Genomic DNA, 18,275 nt, shown 5'->3' with positions numbered 1-18,275 from the left:
GGCCTGCAAGCCGGCCTTCTTCTTTACTTTTCTCCATTTTCACCTGCCGGAGCCCACGGTGAGCGTTTCCATTTTCGACAGTTTCCTGACCACCTCCGAAATCATCCAGGTGTTCGACGACGAGGCGGTCCTGCAAGCCATGCTGCGCTTCGAAGTGGCGCTGGCCAATGCCCAGGCCCAGGAAGGCGTCATTCCCGCCGAAGCCGCGCAGGTCATCGCCCGCCACGGCGACATTGCCGCCTACGACGTGCAGGCCATCATCGTGGCCAGCCGCCGCGCGGGCAGCATGGCCATCCCGCTGGTCAAGGCGCTGACCAAGGCCGTGGGCGACGACGACAAAAGCGCGGCCACTCACGTGCACTGGGGCAGCACCAGCCAGGACGTCATCGACACCGGCATGGTGCTGGCCACGCGCGACGCCCTGCGGCTTATCGACACCACCCTGCTCTCTCTGGCCGAACGCCTGCTCGACCTGGCCGACCAGCACCTGCATACGCCCGTGCTGGCCCGCACCCTGATGCAGCCTGCGCAGGTCACCAGCCTGGGCTTCAAGTTCACGGCCTGGGCCGCGCCGCTGGTGCGCGCCCGCCGCCATCTCAAGGCGGCCGCCGGCCGCGCCCTGCAATTGCAGCTGGGCGGGGCCGTAGGCACCCTGGCCGTCATGGGCGACAAAGGCCCGGCGGTGGTGCGCCGCACAGCCGCCGAGCTGGGCCTGGCGGTGCCCGACGCCGCCTGGCACACGCAGCGCGACGAATGGGTGCGCCTGGGCCTGCAGGTCGCCGTGCTGGCGGGCAGCCTGGGCAAGCTGGCCACCGACTTCAGCCTGATGGCCCAGGGCGAGATCGCCGAGCTGGCCGAGCCCGCGGGCGCCGGCCGCGGCGGCTCTACCGCCATGCCCCACAAGCGCAACCCGGTCTCTTGCATGACGGCCCTGGCGGCCGCCGGGCGCGTGCCCCAGCGCGCCGCCGCCCTGCTGGCCAACATGGGCCAGGAACACGAACGCGGCCTGGGCAACTGGCAGGCCGAACTGGCCGAATGGCCCGGCCTGTTCATCAGCACCCACGGCGCGCTGCAAGCCATGCGCGAAGCCATCGAGGGCGTGCATATCGACACCGCCCGCATGCAGCGCAACATCGACGCCCTGCAGGGCCTGGTCTATGCCGAGGCGGTGTCCATCTACCTGGCCGGGGCCATCGGCAAACCGCAGGCGCACACGCTGATGGAAGAGCTCACCGGCCGGGCCGTGTCCGAGTCGCGCCCGCTGGGCGAAGTGGTGATCGAGGCCGTGCGCCGGGACGAACAGCTCGATAGCCGGCTCGACCTGGATGCGCTGCAGGCCTTGTTCGACCCGCGCGTAGCCAACGCCAACGCGGCCGAACTCGCCCGCGCCCAGATGGCGAGCCTGCGCCAGGCGCTGAACGAGCCGGGCTCTCCAACCAGCCAGCCATAGAAGCGTCACGCCTGTGCCGTTCCAACGAAGCCGCCACGGCGGCGTCGGGCCGATAGAGTCCCGGATTGTGATTCCGGTTGTCGTGAGTTCGAACCTTACCGCCCGCTTTGCAGTCTTTCATCAATATCGATCAGCCAGTTTCCTTTTATCTTCTTCTACGAGCCAACAATATGAGTTTTGATCGCATCAATCACGACCTGGAACGAGGGCTTAAGAACCGCCGTGAAATCCTTGGCGACGCCTGGGTGGACCGTTCCCTTTCGCGCGCCAACAACTTCAATGCCGAGTTCCAGCAACTGATCACGCGTTTCGCCTGGAACGAAATCTGGGGCCGTCCCGGCCTGGACAAGAAAACCCGCCGCGCCATGGTGCTGGCCATTACCATGGCCCTGGGCCGCTGGGAAGAATTCGAGCTGCACGTGCGCGCCGCCCTGCTGGGCGGCCAGGACGACACCCGCCTCACCCCCGACGAACTCAAGGAAGTACTGATTCAAACCGCCATCTACGCCGGCGTGCCCGCCGCCAACACGGGCTTCACCCACGCCATGGCCATACTGCGCGAGATCGGGCCCGAAATCGGCTACACGCTCGAACCGGCGGACATCACCGCCGCCGCGCATCCAGGCATCGGGCAGGAGTCGTCCACGCGCAGCAAGCCCGCCTTGCACTACACCCTGCGCCGCGCCCGCAACGGCGCGGCCCGCCGCACCGTCGTGCTCAGCCATGCCCTGGGCTGCGACCTGGACATGTGGGACGGCCTGGCCAATGTGCTGGCCGCCGACAGCGACGTCGTCGCCTACGACCATCGCGGCCACGGCGGCTCCGACGCCCCCGAAGGCCTGTACAGCATGGCTGAGCTGGCCGAAGACGCCGCCCGCCTGCTGCGCGAACTGGACTGCGGCCCCGTGGTGTGGATAGGGCTTTCGATGGGCGGCATGGTGGGCCAGGAGCTTGCCATCCGCCATCCGGAACTGGTCTCGGCCCTGGTCGTTGCGAACTCCACCTCGGCGTATCCGGAAGAAGTGCGCGCGGCATGGCAGCAGCGCATCGAAACCGTGCGGGCCAAGGGCATCGAGGCCATCGCCGATGCGGTGATGGAGCGCTATTTCCATGCCGGCTTCCGCCAGGAAAAACCCGCCGCCGTGGCGGCCTTCCGCAAGCGCCTGGTCACGACGGACGCCGAAGGCTATGTGGGCTGCTGCAATGCCGTGGGCACGGTCGACACCACCGGCCGCCTGCCCCAGGTAAAAGCGCCCGCGCTCATCATCGCGGGCGCACAAGACCAGGGCGCGCCCGTCTCGATGTCCGAGACCATGGCCCAACAGATTCCCGGCGCCAAGCTGGTGGTCATCGAAAACGCCTCGCACCTGGCCGTGGCCGAACAGCCCAAGGCGTTCGAGCAGGCCGTTGCAGAGTTCCTGAGCCAGTTGCCCGCCTGATCGAACGGTAAGCCCCCGTCCATACTGCACCGATCCAACGCCGCGGGCCTGGATGCCGCGGCGGGGGCGGCTTTGCGCCTGGAAGATGCACACCTATAATAAGAATCAAATAATTACAATAGGTTGCTTATAGTGATGGCGGCTCTGCATCGCCATCACGACGAACATCAAAGGAGGCGGCCGCATCATGATCCATACCTTATCCACCCGGCAAAAGCTTTGGGCTGCGTCCATGGCGACCGTCTTCATTGCAGGATGCGGCGGCAGTTCCGGTTCCGACGATCCCCCTACAACGGGGGACGTCACCATTTCGCATGGCGCGAGTTCGGCAAGTGCCATGGCGCATTCAAGCCAACAGGCTGCCGCGGCTATTCCGGCCGCAACGGACGTTGTCCAGGATCACGCCCCCCTTCCCGACGGCGTCAACGCCATGCAGGTTGAATTCAGGGATTCCGCCGGCCAATTGCTGTACGGACCCATAGAGGTGGAGGCGGCCCCGCAAGTCACCATACAGGGCGTTCCACTGAACGCAAGCTCGCTCACGGTGGATTACCTGCGCAATGGCGGCTACGCCCTGGCCAGCGACGACGAGGACATCGTCTGGAACGATGCCGTCAGCTCAGTCAGCCCCGTACCGGCCGGCGTCGCGCCGTCCACCACCCAATGGAATAGCGGCATCGACGCCCAGGGCAACGCCCGTTTCACCGTGGCGGTCGAAGGCGGCACGGCACAGAGTTTCCTGACCAAAGGGGTGGGCTATTCACCGGCGCCCATCGGCTTTTCAAACAAGAACGGGCCCAGTTTCGGCGACGTGTTCTGGGACACGCCCGGCGGGTTTCTTGATTTCGAAAACGTCTGGAAGCGCGACCTTGAAGTGATACGCGGGCACGGGTTCAACGCCGTGCGCACCTACTCGCTCATCGCCAACTTCATCAACGACGACGGCACGATCCCCGACCAGGCGGCCATCAATAGCCCCGATTCGCTTCTGGTGCGCGAGCACAAGAAGTTTCTCGACGAAGCGTGGAACAACGGCGTCGATCCCATCTACGTCATCGTCGGCATCCCCATGCCCGAGGTGATATTCGATAAAAACTACTTCGACAACACCGCCAACGCCAAAGAAATCGAGTACTGGGACAACAACTTCACCGCTACGGTCACGCAGATGCAAAACCACCCTGCGGTGCTGGGATTTACCATATTCAACGAAATCGGCGGAGGCGCCGACCGCTACGCCGACAATGCCGCCAAGGCCCAGCACTTCTGGGGCCAGGTCCAGAACTATGCCGAACGGGCCAAGCGCATCGCTCCCGACAAGCTGGTGGGCTGGGCGTATTTCGACGACCCGCAGTTCGCCTCCAAAACCCTCGACTACCGCAGGCAATATGCCAAGGCGATCGATTTCTACGGCATCAACGCGTTCCAGGTAGAACAGCTGGCCACCACGCTCGACCCCTGGAAGCAATCCGCTCAATCCGACACGGCTCGCCCGATTCTTCTAACCGAGTACGGCCTGCCCACCACCGTCCGCGACGGCGGCGGCGACCTGCCCCCCATCCGTTCCACCGAAGCCAGCATCAAGAAAACCGCGGAAGTCGTCGGCAAAGTCATTCCGCAGGCGTTCAAGCATCCTGTCGTGGCCGGCATGTTCTATTTCGAATGGAGCGACGAATGGTGGAAGCAAGGCGGCGGCTCCGACATCAAGCAGGAAGGCGGCGCCCGGGTGGACTATTTCCCTCAGCAGCATTGGGATGAAGAAGGCTTTGGCCTGTATTCCATCGCACTCGGAGACCGCTCCGCCGAGCAGGTCTATGCCGATGCCGCATGGAAAAAAGGCTCCAACGTACAAGTCGACAAACTGACGCCCAAGACCGAGCTGCTGGATGTTCTGAAGGATATCTATAAAAACGCCGAGCAGATCCGCGAAGCGGCGCTGTCACAGCCTTGAACTCAGTCCCCGCACCGAACGGCTGTCACAGCCCCGAACTCAGTTCCCGCACTGCGGGTTCTCCTGAAAAATGAACCGGCGGCGAGGGTTTAATACCGCCAGGCCGCCACAGAGCGCATAAAAAACCGCACGTCAGAAAAAACGTGCGGTTTTTTTGTTTGGGCTTCAAGCCTGCACGGCTTACTTATCAGCCTTGCCTGGATCCTTGACCTGCTTGATCACGTCGAACTCCACGTTCTCGAGGCGGCCGTTGCGGCGCTCGACCTTGCGAATGTAGATGTCCTGGATGATGTCGCGCGTTTCAGGATCGATGGTGATCGGGCCGCGCGGGCTTTCCCAGGACATGCCCTTGGCCGCCGCGATGAAAGCGTCGCCGGAAGCATCGCCGTTGGTCTTCTTGAGCACTTCGTAGATGAGGTGCATGCCGTCGTAGCCGCCCATGGACATGAAGTTGGGACGCACGCCGGGATAGGCCTTGGCATAGGCTTCGGTGTACTGCTTGTTGAGCTCCGAATCGTGGGCGTCGGAATAATGGAAGGAAGTGATCAGGCCCAGAGCCGGATCGCCCATGGCGTCGAGCACGTCTTCGTCGGTCAGGTCGCCCGTGGCGATGAGCTTGATGCCTTCTTCGGCCAGGCCACGCGAAGCGTAGCTCTTGAGGAAGGACACGCCCTGCTCGCCCGAAGGCACGAACATGAAGATAGCGTCGGGCTTGGCGTCTTTGATGCGCTGCAGGTAGGGAGAGAAGTCGGGGTTCTGGACAGGCGTGCGCACCTCGCCGATGATTTCGCCGCCGCCTGCGGTGAAGGTCTTGATGAACTGCTTCTCGGCGTCATGGCCCGGGCCGTAGTCGGCAGCCAGCGTGTGGACGCGCTTGATGCCGTTTGCCAGCGCCCAGGTGGCCATGGGGGCCGAGTTCTGCGGCAGCGTCATGGAAGTGCGCACAAGGTAGGGCGACTTTTCGGTAACCGAGGAAGTGGCCGCGTTCATGACGACCATGGGCATCTTGGCCGAAGCCGACAGCGGAGCCACGGCAAAGGCCGAAGGCGTAAGGCCGAAGCCAGCCAGCACGTCGACGTGCTCGCGGTTGACCAGTTCTTGAGCCGCGCGGCGGCTGATTTCGGGCGCCACGCCGGTATCGTCCTTGACCAGGATTTGAACCTTGCGGCCCGCCACCGTATCGCCATGCTGCTGCATGTACAGCTTTGCGCCGTTGAGGATCTGCAAGCCGTATGAAGCATGCGGTCCCGACATCGGCAGCACGAAGCCGATCTTCAGGTCGTCGGCCGCATGCGCGGAAGCGGCAATGCCCAGCGACATGGCAGCGGTTAATAGGACTTTAGTGAAACGCATCGGGACTCCTCCGGGGATTATCGAGATATTTACGAATGATCGGTAATGTACATTGCAAGGCTAAAAAGCGGGTTACTTTTTGTCAATGCTTAAAGGCAAACTCTAGGGTTTACGCCAACAAAAAATAGGCCTCGGCGCCAAAAAAAAGGCCTCGGCGCCGAAACGCCGAGGCCCATTCCTACGACAGGAAATGCCTAGTTTTTAGCCTTGACCGGATCCTTGAACTCGGGAATGCGGTCGAACTCGACGTTTTGCAGCTTGCCGTCCACTTCCTTCACTTCGCGGATGTAGATGTCTTGCACGATGTCGCGGGTTTCAGGGTCGATGGCGACCTGGCCACGCGGGCTTTCCCACGCAAGGCCCTTGGCGGCTTCGATGAAGGTGTCGCCGCTGGCATCGCCGCCCGTCTTCTTGAGCACGGCGTCTATCAGGTGCATGCCGTCATAGCCGGCCACCGACATGAAGTTGGGACGCTTGCCGGGGTAGGCCTTGTAGTAGCTTTGCACGTATTGCTTGTTCAGCTCGGAATCGTGCGCCTCGGAATAATGGAACGAGGTCATCACGCCTACCGACTGGCCCATGGCGTCGAGCACGTCTTCATCGGTCAGGTCGCCGGTGGAGATGAGCTTGATGCCTTCGTCGGCCAGCCCACGCTCTTGGTAGCCCTTGAGGAAGGACACGCCCTGCTCGCCTGCAGGCACGAAAAGGAAGACCGCGTCGGGCTTGGTGTCTTTGACTCGCTGCAAGAACGGGGCAAAGTCGGGGTTGGCGACCGGAGTGCGGACCTGGCCCACGATCTCGCCGCCCGCCTCGGTAAAGGTTTCGATGAACTGCTTCTCGGCGTCGTGGCCGGGGCCGTAGTCGGCCACCACCGTGTAGACCCGCTTGATGCCGTTTTCAACCGCCCATGTGGCGATGGGCGCGGTGATCTGGGGCAGCGCCATCGAGGTGCGCACGATATAGGGCGACTTCTCGGTCACCGACGAAGTGGCCGCATTCATGACGACCATGGGTACCTTGGCCTGCGTGGCCAGAGGGCCCACGGCAAAGGCCGAAGGGGTAAGGCCGAAGCCCGCCAGCACATCGACCTTGTCGCGGTTGACCAGTTCCTGTGCAACGCGGCGGCTGACGGCCGGCGCAACGCCGGTGTCGTCCTTGACGACGAGTTCTACCTTGCGGTCGCCCAGCTTTTCATCGTGCTGCTGCAGGTACAGGCGCGCGCCTGCCAGAATTTGTTCGCCATAGGCGGCGAAGGGGCCCGACATGGGCAGCACCATGCCGATCTTGAGGTCATCGGCGGCCTGCGCGGCGCCGGTTGCGCCGAGCGCCAGGGCGACGGCCAGAAAGGTTTTACGGATACGCATTGAGAAACTCCCGCGGTAAAACAGCCTGGGGGCAACGCCCTTTCGGCCCATTAAATTGTTCGTTATGCGAACTTTTATTCATGTAAAGAACACATACGCGGTAGGTTAGAAGGCCGGGGGCAGTTTGTCAAACAAGGGTCCAGGCCCCGCCGGAGCCTCGCCTGAGTTCGGCCGTTTCGCGCAGGATCTTCATCAACGAAGCAGCGCAGCGCCCGGGCTGGGCTTCGCTTCGGTGCAGCAGGCCGACGGGCTCTTCGGTGCCGCCCGTAACCAGCGGCAGGCGGCGCAGCAGGCCCTGGGCCAGGTCTTCGCGCACCGCCCCCATGGGGGTGAACCACACAGAGTCGGACCGTATGGCCACCAGCCGCGCCACCGATACAGAGAGCGTTTCAAGGCAGTTCGACGGCAGGTCCAGGCCGCGGGAGCGCAAGAAGCTCTCGGTGTTATGGCGGGGCACCGTGCCCCGCGTGGACACGATGAGGGGAAACTCGAGAATGCGGTGCAAGCCCGCGTCGGCCTCTTGGAACAGAGGATGGCCGGCGGCCGCCACCGCCACCAGCGGCTCTACGTACAGCAGCTCGAACGACAGGCCCACCATGGCCTCGGGGTCGGCCATGCGGCCCAGCACGAAATCCACCTCGCCCGAACGCAGCTTGTCGAGCAGGGGCGCATTGGCCGCAATCTGGATGTCGACCTTGGCCTCGGGCCAGACATGCCGGAATTCGGCCAGCGCCAGCGGCAGCAGGTCGGGGGCGACGGTGGGCAGAGCCCCCACGCGAACGACCTCGAGCGTGCCGGTGGCTTCGTCGAGCATGGCGCGGCGCGCGCCTTCAAGGGCTTCCAGCACCGACAGCGCGTGAGCCAGAAAGGACTGCCCGTCGCGCGTAAGCCGGGCGCCGAAGCGGCCTCGCTCCATCAGGCGTGTGCCCATCAACTCTTCGAGTTCGGCCAGTGTCTTGGACACGGCCGGCTGGCTCAGGTGAAGGCGCTCGGCCGCCTTGCGCAAGTGCTGCTCTTGCGCCACCGCGACAAAGCACTGGATGTGCCGCAGGCGAATGCGGCTGTTGAACTGCTGCGTGTCGATCGACGCCATGGCTTTTGCCCGCCTCTTTCCAGAGAGCGGCCCCGGATATATTCAATAATCTCAAGTTATCAAATATTGGCGTTTAATTCAATTTACATGATTATTACCAACGCTTACCATGGCGGCACTGAGTCGTTGCACGACGCAGCAAAGACCACAAGGAGATTCCCATGACCACCCCTACCGAACAATTCGGCGAGTTCCTGCAGCGCGACCGCAGCTGGCACCCGCCCGCCTATACGCCGGGCTATAAGACCAGCGTGCTGCGTTCGCCCCAGAAGTCGCTCATCTCGATCGAGAACTCGCTGTCCGAAATCACCGGCCCCCGCTTCTCTCCCGACGAGCTCGGCCCGCTGGACAACGACCTTATCCTGAACTACGCCCAAGAAGGCCTGCCCATCGGCGAGCGCATCCTGGTCCACGGCTACGTGCTCGACGAAAACGGCCGTCCGGTGCCCAACGCCCTGGTCGAAGTCTGGCAGGCCAACGCATCCGGCCGCTACCGCCACAAGAACGACACCTACATCGCCCCCATCGACCCCAACTTCGGTGGCTGTGGCCGCGTCCTGACCGACGAAAACGGCTACTACTTCTACCGCACCATCAAACCCGGCCCCTACCCCTGGCGCAACCAGATCAACGACTGGCGTCCGGCCCACATCCACTATTCGATCTCCGCCTCGGGCTTTGCGCAGCGCCTCATCACGCAGATGTACTTCGAGGGCGATCCGATGATCCCCGACTGTCCCATCGTGCGCTCCATTCCCAGTGAAGAAGCGGTGCGCAGCCTGATCGCCCAGCTCGACCGCGGCGCCTACGTCGCGCTCGACAGCCGGGCCTACCGCTTCGACATCGTGGTGCGCGGCAGCCGCGCGACCCTGTTCGAAAACACCATCCAAGGAGCGAAATAATGTTCAGGGAACTCAACAAGCCCTTCTACCTGAAGGAAACCGCTTCGCAAACCGCGGGTCCATACGTGCACATCGGCCTGGCCCCCAAGCAGGCCGGCTTCGACATCTTCGAAAACAACTTCGGCAACGTGCTGGTCACGCCTGAAACCAAGGGCGAGCGCATCCGCCTCGAGGGCCGGGTGTTCGACGGCAGCGGCGCGCTGATCCGCGACGTGCTGCTCGAGATCTGGCAGGCCAACGCGGCGGGCCGCTACAACCATCCCGCCGACAAGCAGGAAGACAAGCCCATCGATCCCAGCTTCCGCGGCTGGGGACGCGGCACGTCCGACTTCCAGACCGGCGTGTACAGCTTCGACACCGTCAAGCCCGGCGCGGTGGTGGGCCGGCACGGCAAGCTCATGGCGCCGCACATCAATGTGTGGATCGTGGCGCGCGGCATCAACATCGGCCTGCACACCCGCGTGTACTTCTCCGACGAGCAGGAAGCCAATGCCAAGGACCCCATCCTGAACGGCATCGAATGGGTCGAGCGCCGCAAGACCCTCATTGCCGAGCGCACCGAGAAAGACGGCCAGGTGGTCTACCAGTTCGACGTCCATATCCAGGGCCCGGACGAAACCGTGTTCTTCGACGTCTGATCCGCTGAAGACGCCGGGCGGCTCCGGGCCTGTCCGACAGGCCCCAACCGCTCACCCCGCGCCCGCCGCGTCCACCCGACGCGGCGGGCGTTTCTCTTTACATCGCTGCCGCCTCCTTCACTTCCCTCCACCCTCCTCGCCTCTTCGCCCTGCCTGCTGCTTCCGAACCAGAGCATGGGCCGGACTCCTGTAAAAGCATGATTTGCCCTTCCGCATCGCAAGACAAATATGCATTTGACACCATATGGCCTTTAAGACATAATCTCCCCCTTGTCCAAAACGAGACCCACTCTATATGGCAAAGAAGCACAAAGACGCGGCCGCAACCCAGGCGCCCCATGACAATGGGCTGGCGCTAGCCGAGCCCATGGCGCTCACCACGCTGAAAGAACTGCGCAAGCGCGCCGGCCAGACGCAGGAAGAGCTGGCGGCGGCGCTGGGCGTGGGCCAGGACACCATCTCGCGCCTGGAAAAGCGCAGCGACATGCTGCTGTCCACCCTGCGCCACTACGTCGAATGCATCGGCGGCCAGCTCACACTGGTAGCCACCTTTCCCGACCAGCCGCCCATGGTCATCGACCATCGCGGCGAAATGCACATGGATCCCAAGAAACGAGGCCGCAAGCCGGCCGGCCTCGACTCACCCTGACTTTTCAACAATCAATGATTCCAACGCCTTACTACCTGATCGATGAATCAGCCCTGATGCGCAACATGCAGGTCATGGACCGCATCCGCGAACGCTCCGGCGCCAAGCTGCTGCTTGCGCTCAAGTGCTTTGCCACATGGTCGGCATTCGACCTGATGAGCCCCCACATGGACGGCACCACTTCTTCGTCGCTGTATGAAGTGAAGCTGGGGCGCCAGAAATTCGGTAAAGAAACCCACGCCTACAGCGTGGCCTTCTCCGACCACGAGATCGATGAGGTCGTGGCCCACAGCGACAAGATCATCTTCAATTCGCTCAACCAGTTCCTGCGCTTCGAATCGCGCGCGGGCGGCAAGCCCAAGGGCCTGCGCCTGAACCCCGGCGTAAGCTGCGCGGGCTTCGATCTGGCCGACCCCGCCCGCCCCTTCAGCCGCCTGGGCGAAACCGACCCCGAGCGCATCCTGTCGATTATTGACCGCCTCGACGGCGTGATGATCCACAACAACTGCGAGAACGACCGCTTCGAAAGCTTCGACGCCCTGCTGGGCCAGGTCGAGCAGCGCTACGGCGACATCCTGCGCCGGCTCAAGTGGGTCAGCCTGGGGGGCGGCATCAGCTTCACCGAGCCCGGCTATGCGGTCGACGCGCTTTGCGACCGCCTGAAGCGCTTTGCGCAAGACTATGGCGTGCAGGTGTATCTCGAGCCTGGCGAAGCGGCCGTGCGCCACACCACCACGCTCGAGGTCAGCGTGCTCGACGTCGGCTTCCGCGGCAAGAACCTGGCCGTGGTCGACAGCTCGACCGAAGCCCACATGCTCGACCTGCTCATCTACCGCGAAACCGCTCCCATAGGCCAGGGCCGCGGCGAGCATGCCTATGAGATCTGCGGCAAGACCTGCCTGGCCGGCGACATCTTCGGCGAAGGCTTGTTCGAGCAGCCGCTGCAAGTGGGCGACCGCATCTCCATCGGCGATGCGGGCGGCTACACCATGGTCAAGAAGAACTGGTTCAACGGCATCGACATGCCGGCAATCGCCATCCGCAAGGCCGATGGCAGCGTGCGCCTGGTACGGGCGTTTTCCTTTGACGACTATGTCGGCAGCCTTTCCTGACGACATCAACCTGACTTGAAAAAAGAGAGCACATCCATGAAACGCAATGTCCTCATCATCGGTGCCGGCGGGGTCGCCCATGTCGTTGCCCACAAGTGCGCCCAGAACAATGTCCAGCTGGGCGACATCCACATCGCATCGCGCACCCTGTCCAAGTGCCAGGCCATCATCGAGTCGGTGCACGAGAAAGGCAGCCTGCGCAAGCCCGGCCTGCTGCAGGCCCACCAGTTGGACGCCATGGACGTCGAGGCCACCAAGTTCCTGATCCGCGCCACCCGCAGCCAGATCGTCATCAACGTGGGCTCGCCCTTCCTGAACATGTCGGTGCTGCAGGCCTGCATCGAAACCGGCGCCGCCTACATGGACACCGCCATCCATGAAGACCCCGCCAAGGTGTGCGAGGCGCCGCCCTGGTATGCCAACTACGAGTGGAAGCGCCGCCAGGCCTGCAAAGAGGCCCGCGTCACCGCCGTGCTGGGCGTGGGCTTCGACCCCGGCGTAGTCAACGCCTATGCGCGTTATGCCATCGACAGCTATTTCGACAGCGTCGATTCCATCGACATCATCGATGTCAATGCCGGCAGCCACGGGCGCTATTTTGCGACCAACTTCGATCCGGAAATCAACTTCCGCGAGTTCGTCTCTACCGTATGGTCCTGGGAGAACAACAGCTGGAAGGCCAACCAGATGTTCGAGCATCGCAAAGAGTGGGACCTTCCGGTCACCGGCAAAAGCACCACCTATCTTACGGGCCACGACGAGTTGCACTCCATGTCGCAGAACCTGGGCGTGCCCAACATCCGCTTCTGGATGGGCTTCGGCGACCACTACATCAATGTGTTCACGGTGCTGAAGAACCTGGGCCTGCTTTCCGAGCAGCCCGTGCGCACCGCCCGCGGCCAAGAGGTGGTGCCGCTCGAGGTGGTCAAGGCCGTGTTGCCCGACCCCGCCTCGCTCGCGCCCGGCTATACCGGCAAGACCTGCATCGGCGACCTCGTCAAGGGCAGCAAGCACGGCGAACCGCGCGAAGTGCTCATCTACAACGTGTGCGACCATGAAGAGTCATTTGCCGAGGTGGGCAGCCAGGCCATCTCATACACCGCGGGCGTGCCCGCCGTGGCCGCGGCCCTGCTCATCGCCAACGGCACCTGGGACGTGGGCGGCATGGTCAACGTCGAAGAACTCGACCCCGCGCCCTTCATCGCCCTGATGAACCGCATGGGCCTGGTCACGCGCGCCCGCCACGACGGGCAGGACTACGTCGTCGACCCGCAGCAACAGGTGGTGGAACGCTCTTCCACCGACAAGGTCGTCAATTCCCGATAAGCGAACCCTTACGGCGGCGCCTGGACGCCCGCCGCCGCGAGGCGCCCTGGCCGGCATCGCGACCCGCATAATAAAAATGAGTAAATAAGCGACAAGCGCGACCAATTGTTGCGGACGTTGAATATGGGCCCGATCTGGCAGAAAATGCCTGCGTCACCTAAGGCCAATTAACATTACAAGGCCCCGGCGACCAGAACCAACATCAAGAAAGGGGAAACCATGTTCAGGAATAATCGCTCGATCACCAAGTTCGCCGCCATGGCATTTACCGCCCTGGCGCTGGCAGGATGCGAACAGGAAGGCCCCGCCGAAAAGGCCGGCAAGGAAATCGACAAGGCCATCAGCCAGGCGGGACAGGAGATTCAGAAGGTCGGGGACGACATCCAGGACGCGGCCAAGACGGCGCAGAAATAACAGAGTGCAAGGCCGCCCGCCGGGGCGGCTTGCGCGGCGCCGGCGGGAATGCCGCTTGCTACCGCGCTGTATTCCCTCAACCCGGAGAAGAAGCGATGAAAACAAGAACTGCCTCTATATCCCGCAGCCTTTTTGTGGCGGCGGCGATGACCACGGGCGCGCTCGCGCTTACAGCCTGCACCACCACGGTACCGCGCTCGGAGCAAAGCGGAGTCGAGCGGCGCGACAGCATCAACGAGCGGGCCGATGCCGCCCTGAAGCGGCTTTATGAAGTGGCGCCGAACTCGCGCGAGCTGGTTGCACAGGCGAAGGGGGTGCTGATTTTTCCGCGCGTGATAGGCGGCGGCTTCATCGTCGGCGCAGAGCATGGCGATGGCGTGTTGCGGGTGGGCGGACAGAACAAGGGCTACTACAGCACGTCCAGCGGCTCGATCGGCCTGCAGGCGGGCGCGCAATCGAAGGCGATCATCTTCGTGTTCAAGACGCAAGAGGCGCTGGACAAGTTCCTGGCGAGCAATGGCTGGACGGCGGGCGTGGACGCCACGGTCGCGGTGGCGAACCTCAGCGCCAACGGTTCGGTGGACCTGAATACGCTGCGTGACCCCGTGGTGGGATTCGTAATGACCAATGCGGGGCTGATGGCGGGGGTGTCGCTGGAAGGGACCAAGGTCAATCGCATCGATGACAGGGGCAAGGCCACGCCCATCGAAAAGGCCAAGTAAGCGACGAGGCTGGCGGCGGCGGAATCGGGGCTCTTTAGCCGGGTGAGAGGCGGTATGCACTTTGCAGTCCGCACCATGCGGCCCTTCGGGCTTCCCGAATTTCTCTGGTTTGGTCGGGCGGCGGCAGAACTCAACCTCGCCGCTACGCGGCTCGGGATTCGAACAGGCTGTCGCCGAAAGCCCCCGACCAAACCAGAGAAATTCGGCGCACGCTGGACGAACTGCAAAGTGCATACCGCCTCTCACCCTCGCATCTAGTTGTTAGGGCCTTAACGAGCGCTTGTAAGCATGTTGATCTTTGCCGCCGCGGCAAGCAGGCGGGGCAGGCAGACCTTCAGCAGATGTTCGGGGGTGATGGCGCGGGCGTGACCGCTGACGTTCAGCGCGGCGACCACGCGGCCGTTCTGGCTGCGGATGGGCGCGGCGACGGAAACCAGGCCCGGCTCAAGCTCTTCCGAGACCAGGCTCCAGCCCTGCACCCGCACCTGGCGGATTTCATCGATGAGCGCATCGGGATCGACAATGGTGGCCGGCGTATGAGCGACCAATTGCATGGCCTCGATGCGCTGAACCAAGGCTTCGTCAGGCAGGCCGGCCAGCAGGACTCGGCCCATGGCGGTGCAATCGGCGGGCAGCCGGCTGCCCACGCCCAGGTTGATGGACATGATGCGATGGGCAGGCACTCGCAGCACGTAGACGATTTCATCGCCGTCGAGCACGGCCACCGAACTGGACTGGCGCAGTTCTTCGACCAGGGCTTCCATAACGGGCTGGGCCTGCGACCATACCGGCAGCGAACTGAGATAGGCGAAGCCCAGCTCCAGCACCTTGGGCGTAAGGCGGAACAAGCGGCCCTCGGCCGACACATAGCCCAGGCTCAGCAAAGTCAGCAATATGCGCCGGGCGCCGGCGCGGGTAAGGCCGGTGCGCTCGGCCACCTCGGAAAGCGTCTGGGCGGGCGCGTCGGCGCCGAAGCTGCGCAGCACCTCGAGGCCCCGCGCAAAAGAGCGTACATAGCTGTCGCCGGGCTTGGGAGCCTCTTCGGCCTGTGCCGGGGCGGAAGTCGGCGGCTTCAATGCGGATTCACTTGAACTCATGGGGGTCCTTCAAGAAAACATTGCGCGAAGGTGGGCAAAAGGCTTTTCGTGCAATATGGGCACAGCGCCGCCGCTGTCATTGACAAGCAGGCAGGGCGTCATTATGCTAGGTGCATTAAGTTCTACAAACGAATAAAAGTTCATTATAAGAACTACCCTACCCGTTTTCAACGAAATGTTCGTATTGGAAATATGATCAATAAAATCTCTCCCTCGGTCGAACAGGCGCTGGCCAGCGTTCATGATGGCGCCACCATCATGATCGGCGGCTTCGGCGGCGCAGGCCAACCGGCCGAACTTATCGACGGCCTCATCGCCCATGGCGCCAAAGACCTGGTCATCGTCAACAACAATGCGGGCAATGCCGAAATAGGCCTGGCCGCGCTGCTCAAGACCGGGCGCGTGCGCAAGATCATCTGCTCCTTCCCGCGCCAGGCTGATTCCTATGTGTTCGACGAGCTATACCATGCCGGCAAGATCGAACTCGAGCTTGTGCCGCAAGGCAACCTGGCCGAGCGCATCCGCGCCGCCGGCGCGGGCATAGGCGCCTTCTTCACGCCTACCGGCTACGGCACCGAACTGGCCAAGGGCAAAGAAGTGCGCGAGATCAACGGCCGCCACTACGTGCTCGAGCACCCCATCTTCGCCGACTTCGCCCTTATCAAGGCCGAAACCGGCGACCGCTGGGGCAACCTCCTGTACCGCAAAACAGCCCGCAACTTCGGCCCCATCATGGCCACCGCCGCCAAGTGCACCATCGCATCGGTGCACGAGATCGTCGAGCTGGGCCAGATCGACCCCGAAGCCGTCGTCACGCCGGGCCTGTTCGTCAAGCACATCGTCAAAGTGCCGCGCAGCGCCACCGGCCCTGCGGGTTTCAAACAGGATTAAGGACAGCGTCATGAGCGAACAGAAAACCACTCCCGCCTGGACGCGCGACCAGATCGCCGCGCGCGTCGCCGTCGACATTCCCGACGGCGCCGTCGTCAACCTGGGCATCGGCCTGCCCACCAAGGTGGCCAACCACCTGCCCGCCGACCGCGAAGTCATCCTGCAAAGCGAGAACGGCGTCATCGGCATGGGCCCCGCGCCGGCCAAGGGCGAAGAAGACTACGATCTCATCAACGCCGGCAAACAGCCGGTCACGCTGCTGCCCGGCGGCTGCTACTTCCATCACGCCGACAGCTTCGCCATGATGCGCGGCGGCCATCTCGACGTCTGCGTGCTGGGCGCCTTCCAGGTTGCGGCCAACGGCGACCTGGCCAACTGGAGCACGGGCGCGCCCAACGCCATTCCCGCCGTGGGCGGCGCCATGGACCTGGCCATCGGCGCCAAGAAAACCTACGTCATGATGGACCTGCTCACCAAAACCGGCGAATCCAAGCTGGTGGCCGAATGCACCTACCCCCTCACGGGCGTGGCCTGCGTCAGCCGCGTGTACACCGACGTCGCGGTCTTCGACCTTACCCCCGAAGGCACCCAGGTCATCGACATCGTGCCGGGCCTTAGTTTTGAAGAACTGCAAAAGCTTACGCCGGTCGCACTGACCGACGCGCGCTAGGGCCCACTATCCACGCCACGCCGTTCCCGCATGGCGCCTCAATGGCCCGAGACGAATCCGGCCATGAACCGCACCCCAAAAGTTGGACGTCGATCCAACCTTTGGGGTGTTTTTCATGAAGGGGCACATTTCCCTTCCGCCCATGCTGTGAGCGGCTGCGCGCTCGCGCTGCAAGCGCTCGACACTCAGTTGCGCGGGCCCTTCCCCGCATCGTCCGATACACACTCGAATACCTTGTTGCGGAACCACCGATGGCCTGCATCGTCGTTGAAGCGCGCGTGCCAATGCTGCCTGACGGTGATGTCGGGCATGGGCAGCGGCAGCTGGAAGGTCTCGATCTCGGCCAGGCGCTGGAATACGCCGGCCAGCTCGTCGGGCACGGTGGCGATGTAATCCGTGCCCGCCACGATGGCCGGCACGGCGAGAATATAGGGGCACTCGAGCGCCACCTTCAAAGAATGGCCGCGCTCTTTCAGGCGCTGGCGCAGCAGCTCGTTGGTGACTTCGGTGGCATTGGCCAGCACGTGCGGCGTGTTCACAAAAGTCTTCAGCGTCATCGCCGACTTGCGGCCCGACTTGCGGCGTATGCCGATAAGTGCCCGCCTGAAAAGGCTTTGCTGGTACAGGCCTGGGCCCAGCTGACCGAAATAGCCCCAGGCCACGTCGATCGCCCCGCTTTCCAGCATCTGCCCGATCTCTGACGAAGCAGCCACCTTGGGTTGCAGGGTAATGCCGGGCGCCTGGCGGTCGAGCATCTGCATGACCTTGGGAAGAATGGCGGTGCCGCCCATGTCGGTCATGCCGACGGTGAAACGCCGCTCGGACTGCCCCGGATCGAAGCGGGGCTCTTCAAGCACGTCGGATTGGATAAGAGCCAGGGCCCGTGCGGCGCCCCGGGCCATGCGCTCTCCGGTGGGGGTGGGCGTCATGCCCGCGCCCGAACGCACGAAGAGCGGGTCGCCGAAGCGCGCCCGCAGCCGGTTCAGGGCATGGCTGGCGGCGGGCTGGGTCAGGTCGAGCCGGCGCGCGGCGGCCGAGACGCTGCCTTCGCGGTACAGGGCGTCGACGAGGTACAGAAAGTTCAGGTCGTGCGGCATGTCGGACATTTTGTCTCTCCCCATACTATGCATGGTCAACATAGTCTTAATGCATTCCATTATATAGACACATAGTTGGTTCAAGAACACACTATGGATGCCGGATC

General features: G+C 63.3%; 18 protein-coding genes. 12 read left to right on the top strand and 6 right to left on the bottom strand.

The annotated features are described in order from the left end of the window. Positions 1–58: 58 nt before the first annotated feature. Both C7440_RS15635 and pcaCD read left to right on the top strand, forming a co-directional pair. A complete protein-coding gene (locus tag C7440_RS15635) occupies positions 59–1,450 on the top strand; it encodes a lyase family protein (protein ID WP_116519193.1) in 1,392 nt (463 codons plus the stop codon). A gap of 170 nt (positions 1,451–1,620) precedes the next feature. Then, positions 1,621–2,889 carry a bifunctional 4-carboxymuconolactone decarboxylase/3-oxoadipate enol-lactonase PcaCD gene (pcaCD, locus tag C7440_RS15630; protein WP_116519192.1) on the top strand — a complete coding sequence of 423 codons (1,269 nt, stop codon included), beginning with the start codon at positions 1,621–1,623 and terminating at the stop codon, positions 2,887–2,889. Between the two features lie 105 nt (positions 2,890–2,994). On the opposite strand, the gene C7440_RS19755 is transcribed toward pcaCD, so the two are convergent. After that, complete coding sequence (locus tag C7440_RS19755) at positions 2,995–3,228, bottom strand: hypothetical protein (RefSeq protein ID WP_133244302.1); 234 nt, start codon at positions 3,226–3,228, stop codon at positions 2,995–2,997. On the opposite strand from C7440_RS19755, the gene C7440_RS15625 reads away from it, so the two are divergent. Next, positions 3,227–4,840 (top strand): glycoside hydrolase 5 family protein, encoded by a 1,614-nt coding sequence (locus C7440_RS15625; protein WP_017522414.1) that lies wholly within the window; start codon positions 3,227–3,229, stop codon positions 4,838–4,840. The genes C7440_RS19755 and C7440_RS15625 overlap by 2 nt on opposite strands. Positions 4,841–5,020: 180 nt before the next feature. Here the strand turns inward: C7440_RS15625 and C7440_RS15620 are convergent, their stop codons facing one another. The 3 genes from C7440_RS15620 to pcaQ form a co-directional block, all read right to left on the bottom strand. Further along, positions 5,021–6,193 carry an ABC transporter substrate-binding protein gene (locus tag C7440_RS15620; protein WP_165832617.1) on the bottom strand — a complete coding sequence of 391 codons (1,173 nt, stop codon included), beginning with the start codon at positions 6,191–6,193 and terminating at the stop codon, positions 5,021–5,023. A 194-nt stretch (positions 6,194–6,387) separates the two neighbouring features. Next, positions 6,388–7,557: an ABC transporter substrate-binding protein gene (locus C7440_RS15615; RefSeq protein ID WP_116519190.1), complete on the bottom strand. Its 1,170-nt coding sequence runs from the start codon at positions 7,555–7,557 to the stop codon at positions 6,388–6,390. Between the two features lie 127 nt (positions 7,558–7,684). Then, complete coding sequence (pcaQ, locus tag C7440_RS15610) at positions 7,685–8,650, bottom strand: pca operon transcription factor PcaQ (protein ID WP_116519189.1); 966 nt, start codon at positions 8,648–8,650, stop codon at positions 7,685–7,687. Between the two features lie 161 nt (positions 8,651–8,811). Here pcaQ and pcaH point away from each other — a divergent pair, with 161 nt between their 5' ends. The 7 genes from pcaH to C7440_RS15575 all read left to right on the top strand — a co-directional run bounded on the left by pcaH (position 8,812) and on the right by C7440_RS15575 (position 14,413). Continuing rightward, entirely contained in the window at positions 8,812–9,552 is a 741-nt protein-coding gene (gene pcaH, locus C7440_RS15605; RefSeq protein WP_116519188.1) for a protocatechuate 3,4-dioxygenase subunit beta, read from the top strand. After that, the gene (gene pcaG, locus C7440_RS15600; RefSeq protein WP_180064397.1) at positions 9,552–10,190 is read left to right on the top strand and encodes a protocatechuate 3,4-dioxygenase subunit alpha; all 639 of its coding nucleotides are present in this window, start codon (positions 9,552–9,554) and stop codon (positions 10,188–10,190) included. The genes pcaH and pcaG overlap by 1 nt, the downstream gene beginning before the upstream one ends. 295 nt (positions 10,191–10,485) lie before the next feature. Further along, the gene (locus tag C7440_RS15595) at positions 10,486–10,839 is read left to right on the top strand and encodes a helix-turn-helix domain-containing protein (RefSeq protein WP_116519186.1); all 354 of its coding nucleotides are present in this window, start codon (positions 10,486–10,488) and stop codon (positions 10,837–10,839) included. A gap of 14 nt (positions 10,840–10,853) precedes the next feature. Next, the gene (locus tag C7440_RS15590; RefSeq protein WP_116519185.1) at positions 10,854–11,951 is read left to right on the top strand and encodes a carboxynorspermidine decarboxylase; all 1,098 of its coding nucleotides are present in this window, start codon (positions 10,854–10,856) and stop codon (positions 11,949–11,951) included. 36 nt (positions 11,952–11,987) lie between these two features. Beyond that, positions 11,988–13,277 carry a saccharopine dehydrogenase family protein gene (locus C7440_RS15585; protein WP_116519184.1) on the top strand — a complete coding sequence of 430 codons (1,290 nt, stop codon included), beginning with the start codon at positions 11,988–11,990 and terminating at the stop codon, positions 13,275–13,277. A gap of 219 nt (positions 13,278–13,496) precedes the next feature. Then, positions 13,497–13,691 (top strand): hypothetical protein, encoded by a 195-nt coding sequence (locus tag C7440_RS15580; protein ID WP_116519183.1) that lies wholly within the window; start codon positions 13,497–13,499, stop codon positions 13,689–13,691. Positions 13,692–13,786: 95 nt separating this feature from the next. Beyond that, complete coding sequence (locus C7440_RS15575) at positions 13,787–14,413, top strand: BPSL1445 family SYLF domain-containing lipoprotein (RefSeq protein WP_165832616.1); 627 nt, start codon at positions 13,787–13,789, stop codon at positions 14,411–14,413. 269 nt (positions 14,414–14,682) lie between these two features. Here C7440_RS15575 and C7440_RS15570 read toward each other — a convergent pair whose 3' ends face one another. Further along, a complete protein-coding gene (locus C7440_RS15570) occupies positions 14,683–15,510 on the bottom strand; it encodes an IclR family transcriptional regulator domain-containing protein (RefSeq protein WP_243410946.1) in 828 nt (275 codons plus the stop codon). Positions 15,511–15,702: 192 nt separating this feature from the next. Between C7440_RS15570 and C7440_RS15565 the strand changes: the two genes are divergently transcribed. Beyond that, positions 15,703–16,401, top strand: a complete 699-nt coding sequence (locus tag C7440_RS15565; RefSeq protein WP_017522426.1) for a 3-oxoacid CoA-transferase subunit A — start codon at positions 15,703–15,705, stop codon at positions 16,399–16,401. A 10-nt stretch (positions 16,402–16,411) separates the two neighbouring features. Beyond that, the gene (locus C7440_RS15560; RefSeq protein WP_017522427.1) at positions 16,412–17,071 is read left to right on the top strand and encodes a 3-oxoacid CoA-transferase subunit B; all 660 of its coding nucleotides are present in this window, start codon (positions 16,412–16,414) and stop codon (positions 17,069–17,071) included. A 185-nt stretch (positions 17,072–17,256) separates the two neighbouring features. On the opposite strand, the gene C7440_RS15555 is transcribed toward C7440_RS15560, so the two are convergent. Further along, a complete protein-coding gene (locus C7440_RS15555; protein WP_243410945.1) occupies positions 17,257–18,177 on the bottom strand; it encodes a LysR family transcriptional regulator in 921 nt (306 codons plus the stop codon). Between the last annotated feature and the right edge of the window lie 98 nt (positions 18,178–18,275).

The organism is Pusillimonas noertemannii (assembly GCF_003096595.1).
GTDB lineage: Bacteria > Pseudomonadota > Gammaproteobacteria > Burkholderiales > Burkholderiaceae_B > Pusillimonas > Pusillimonas noertemannii.
The sequence above is the reverse complement of the archived record's forward strand: the minus strand, read 5'-3'. Positions and strand labels throughout refer to the sequence as shown.

Coding starts and splice junctions, on each gene's coding strand:
- C7440_RS15565 (WP_017522426.1), top strand. CDS start 15,703: ATGATCAATAAAATCTCTCCCTCGGTCGAACAGGCGCTGGCCAGCGTT.
- C7440_RS15575 (WP_165832616.1), top strand. CDS start 13,787: ATGAAAACAAGAACTGCCTCTATATCCCGCAGCCTTTTTGTGGCGGCG.
- pcaQ (WP_116519189.1), bottom strand. CDS start 8,650: ATGGCGTCGATCGACACGCAGCAGTTCAACAGCCGCATTCGCCTGCGG.
- C7440_RS15590 (WP_116519185.1), top strand. CDS start 10,854: ATGATTCCAACGCCTTACTACCTGATCGATGAATCAGCCCTGATGCGC.
- C7440_RS15625 (WP_017522414.1), top strand. CDS start 3,227: ATGGCGCATTCAAGCCAACAGGCTGCCGCGGCTATTCCGGCCGCAACG.
- C7440_RS19755 (WP_133244302.1), bottom strand. CDS start 3,228: ATGGCACTTGCCGAACTCGCGCCATGCGAAATGGTGACGTCCCCCGTT.
- C7440_RS15585 (WP_116519184.1), top strand. CDS start 11,988: ATGAAACGCAATGTCCTCATCATCGGTGCCGGCGGGGTCGCCCATGTC.
- pcaCD (WP_116519192.1), top strand. CDS start 1,621: ATGAGTTTTGATCGCATCAATCACGACCTGGAACGAGGGCTTAAGAAC.
- C7440_RS15595 (WP_116519186.1), top strand. CDS start 10,486: ATGGCAAAGAAGCACAAAGACGCGGCCGCAACCCAGGCGCCCCATGAC.
- C7440_RS15580 (WP_116519183.1), top strand. CDS start 13,497: ATGTTCAGGAATAATCGCTCGATCACCAAGTTCGCCGCCATGGCATTT.
- pcaG (WP_180064397.1), top strand. CDS start 9,552: ATGTTCAGGGAACTCAACAAGCCCTTCTACCTGAAGGAAACCGCTTCG.
- C7440_RS15570 (WP_243410946.1), bottom strand. CDS start 15,510: ATGAGTTCAAGTGAATCCGCATTGAAGCCGCCGACTTCCGCCCCGGCA.
- C7440_RS15560 (WP_017522427.1), top strand. CDS start 16,412: ATGAGCGAACAGAAAACCACTCCCGCCTGGACGCGCGACCAGATCGCC.
- C7440_RS15620 (WP_165832617.1), bottom strand. CDS start 6,193: ATGCGTTTCACTAAAGTCCTATTAACCGCTGCCATGTCGCTGGGCATT.
- pcaH (WP_116519188.1), top strand. CDS start 8,812: ATGACCACCCCTACCGAACAATTCGGCGAGTTCCTGCAGCGCGACCGC.
- C7440_RS15615 (WP_116519190.1), bottom strand. CDS start 7,557: ATGCGTATCCGTAAAACCTTTCTGGCCGTCGCCCTGGCGCTCGGCGCA.
- C7440_RS15555 (WP_243410945.1), bottom strand. CDS start 18,177: ATGTCCGACATGCCGCACGACCTGAACTTTCTGTACCTCGTCGACGCC.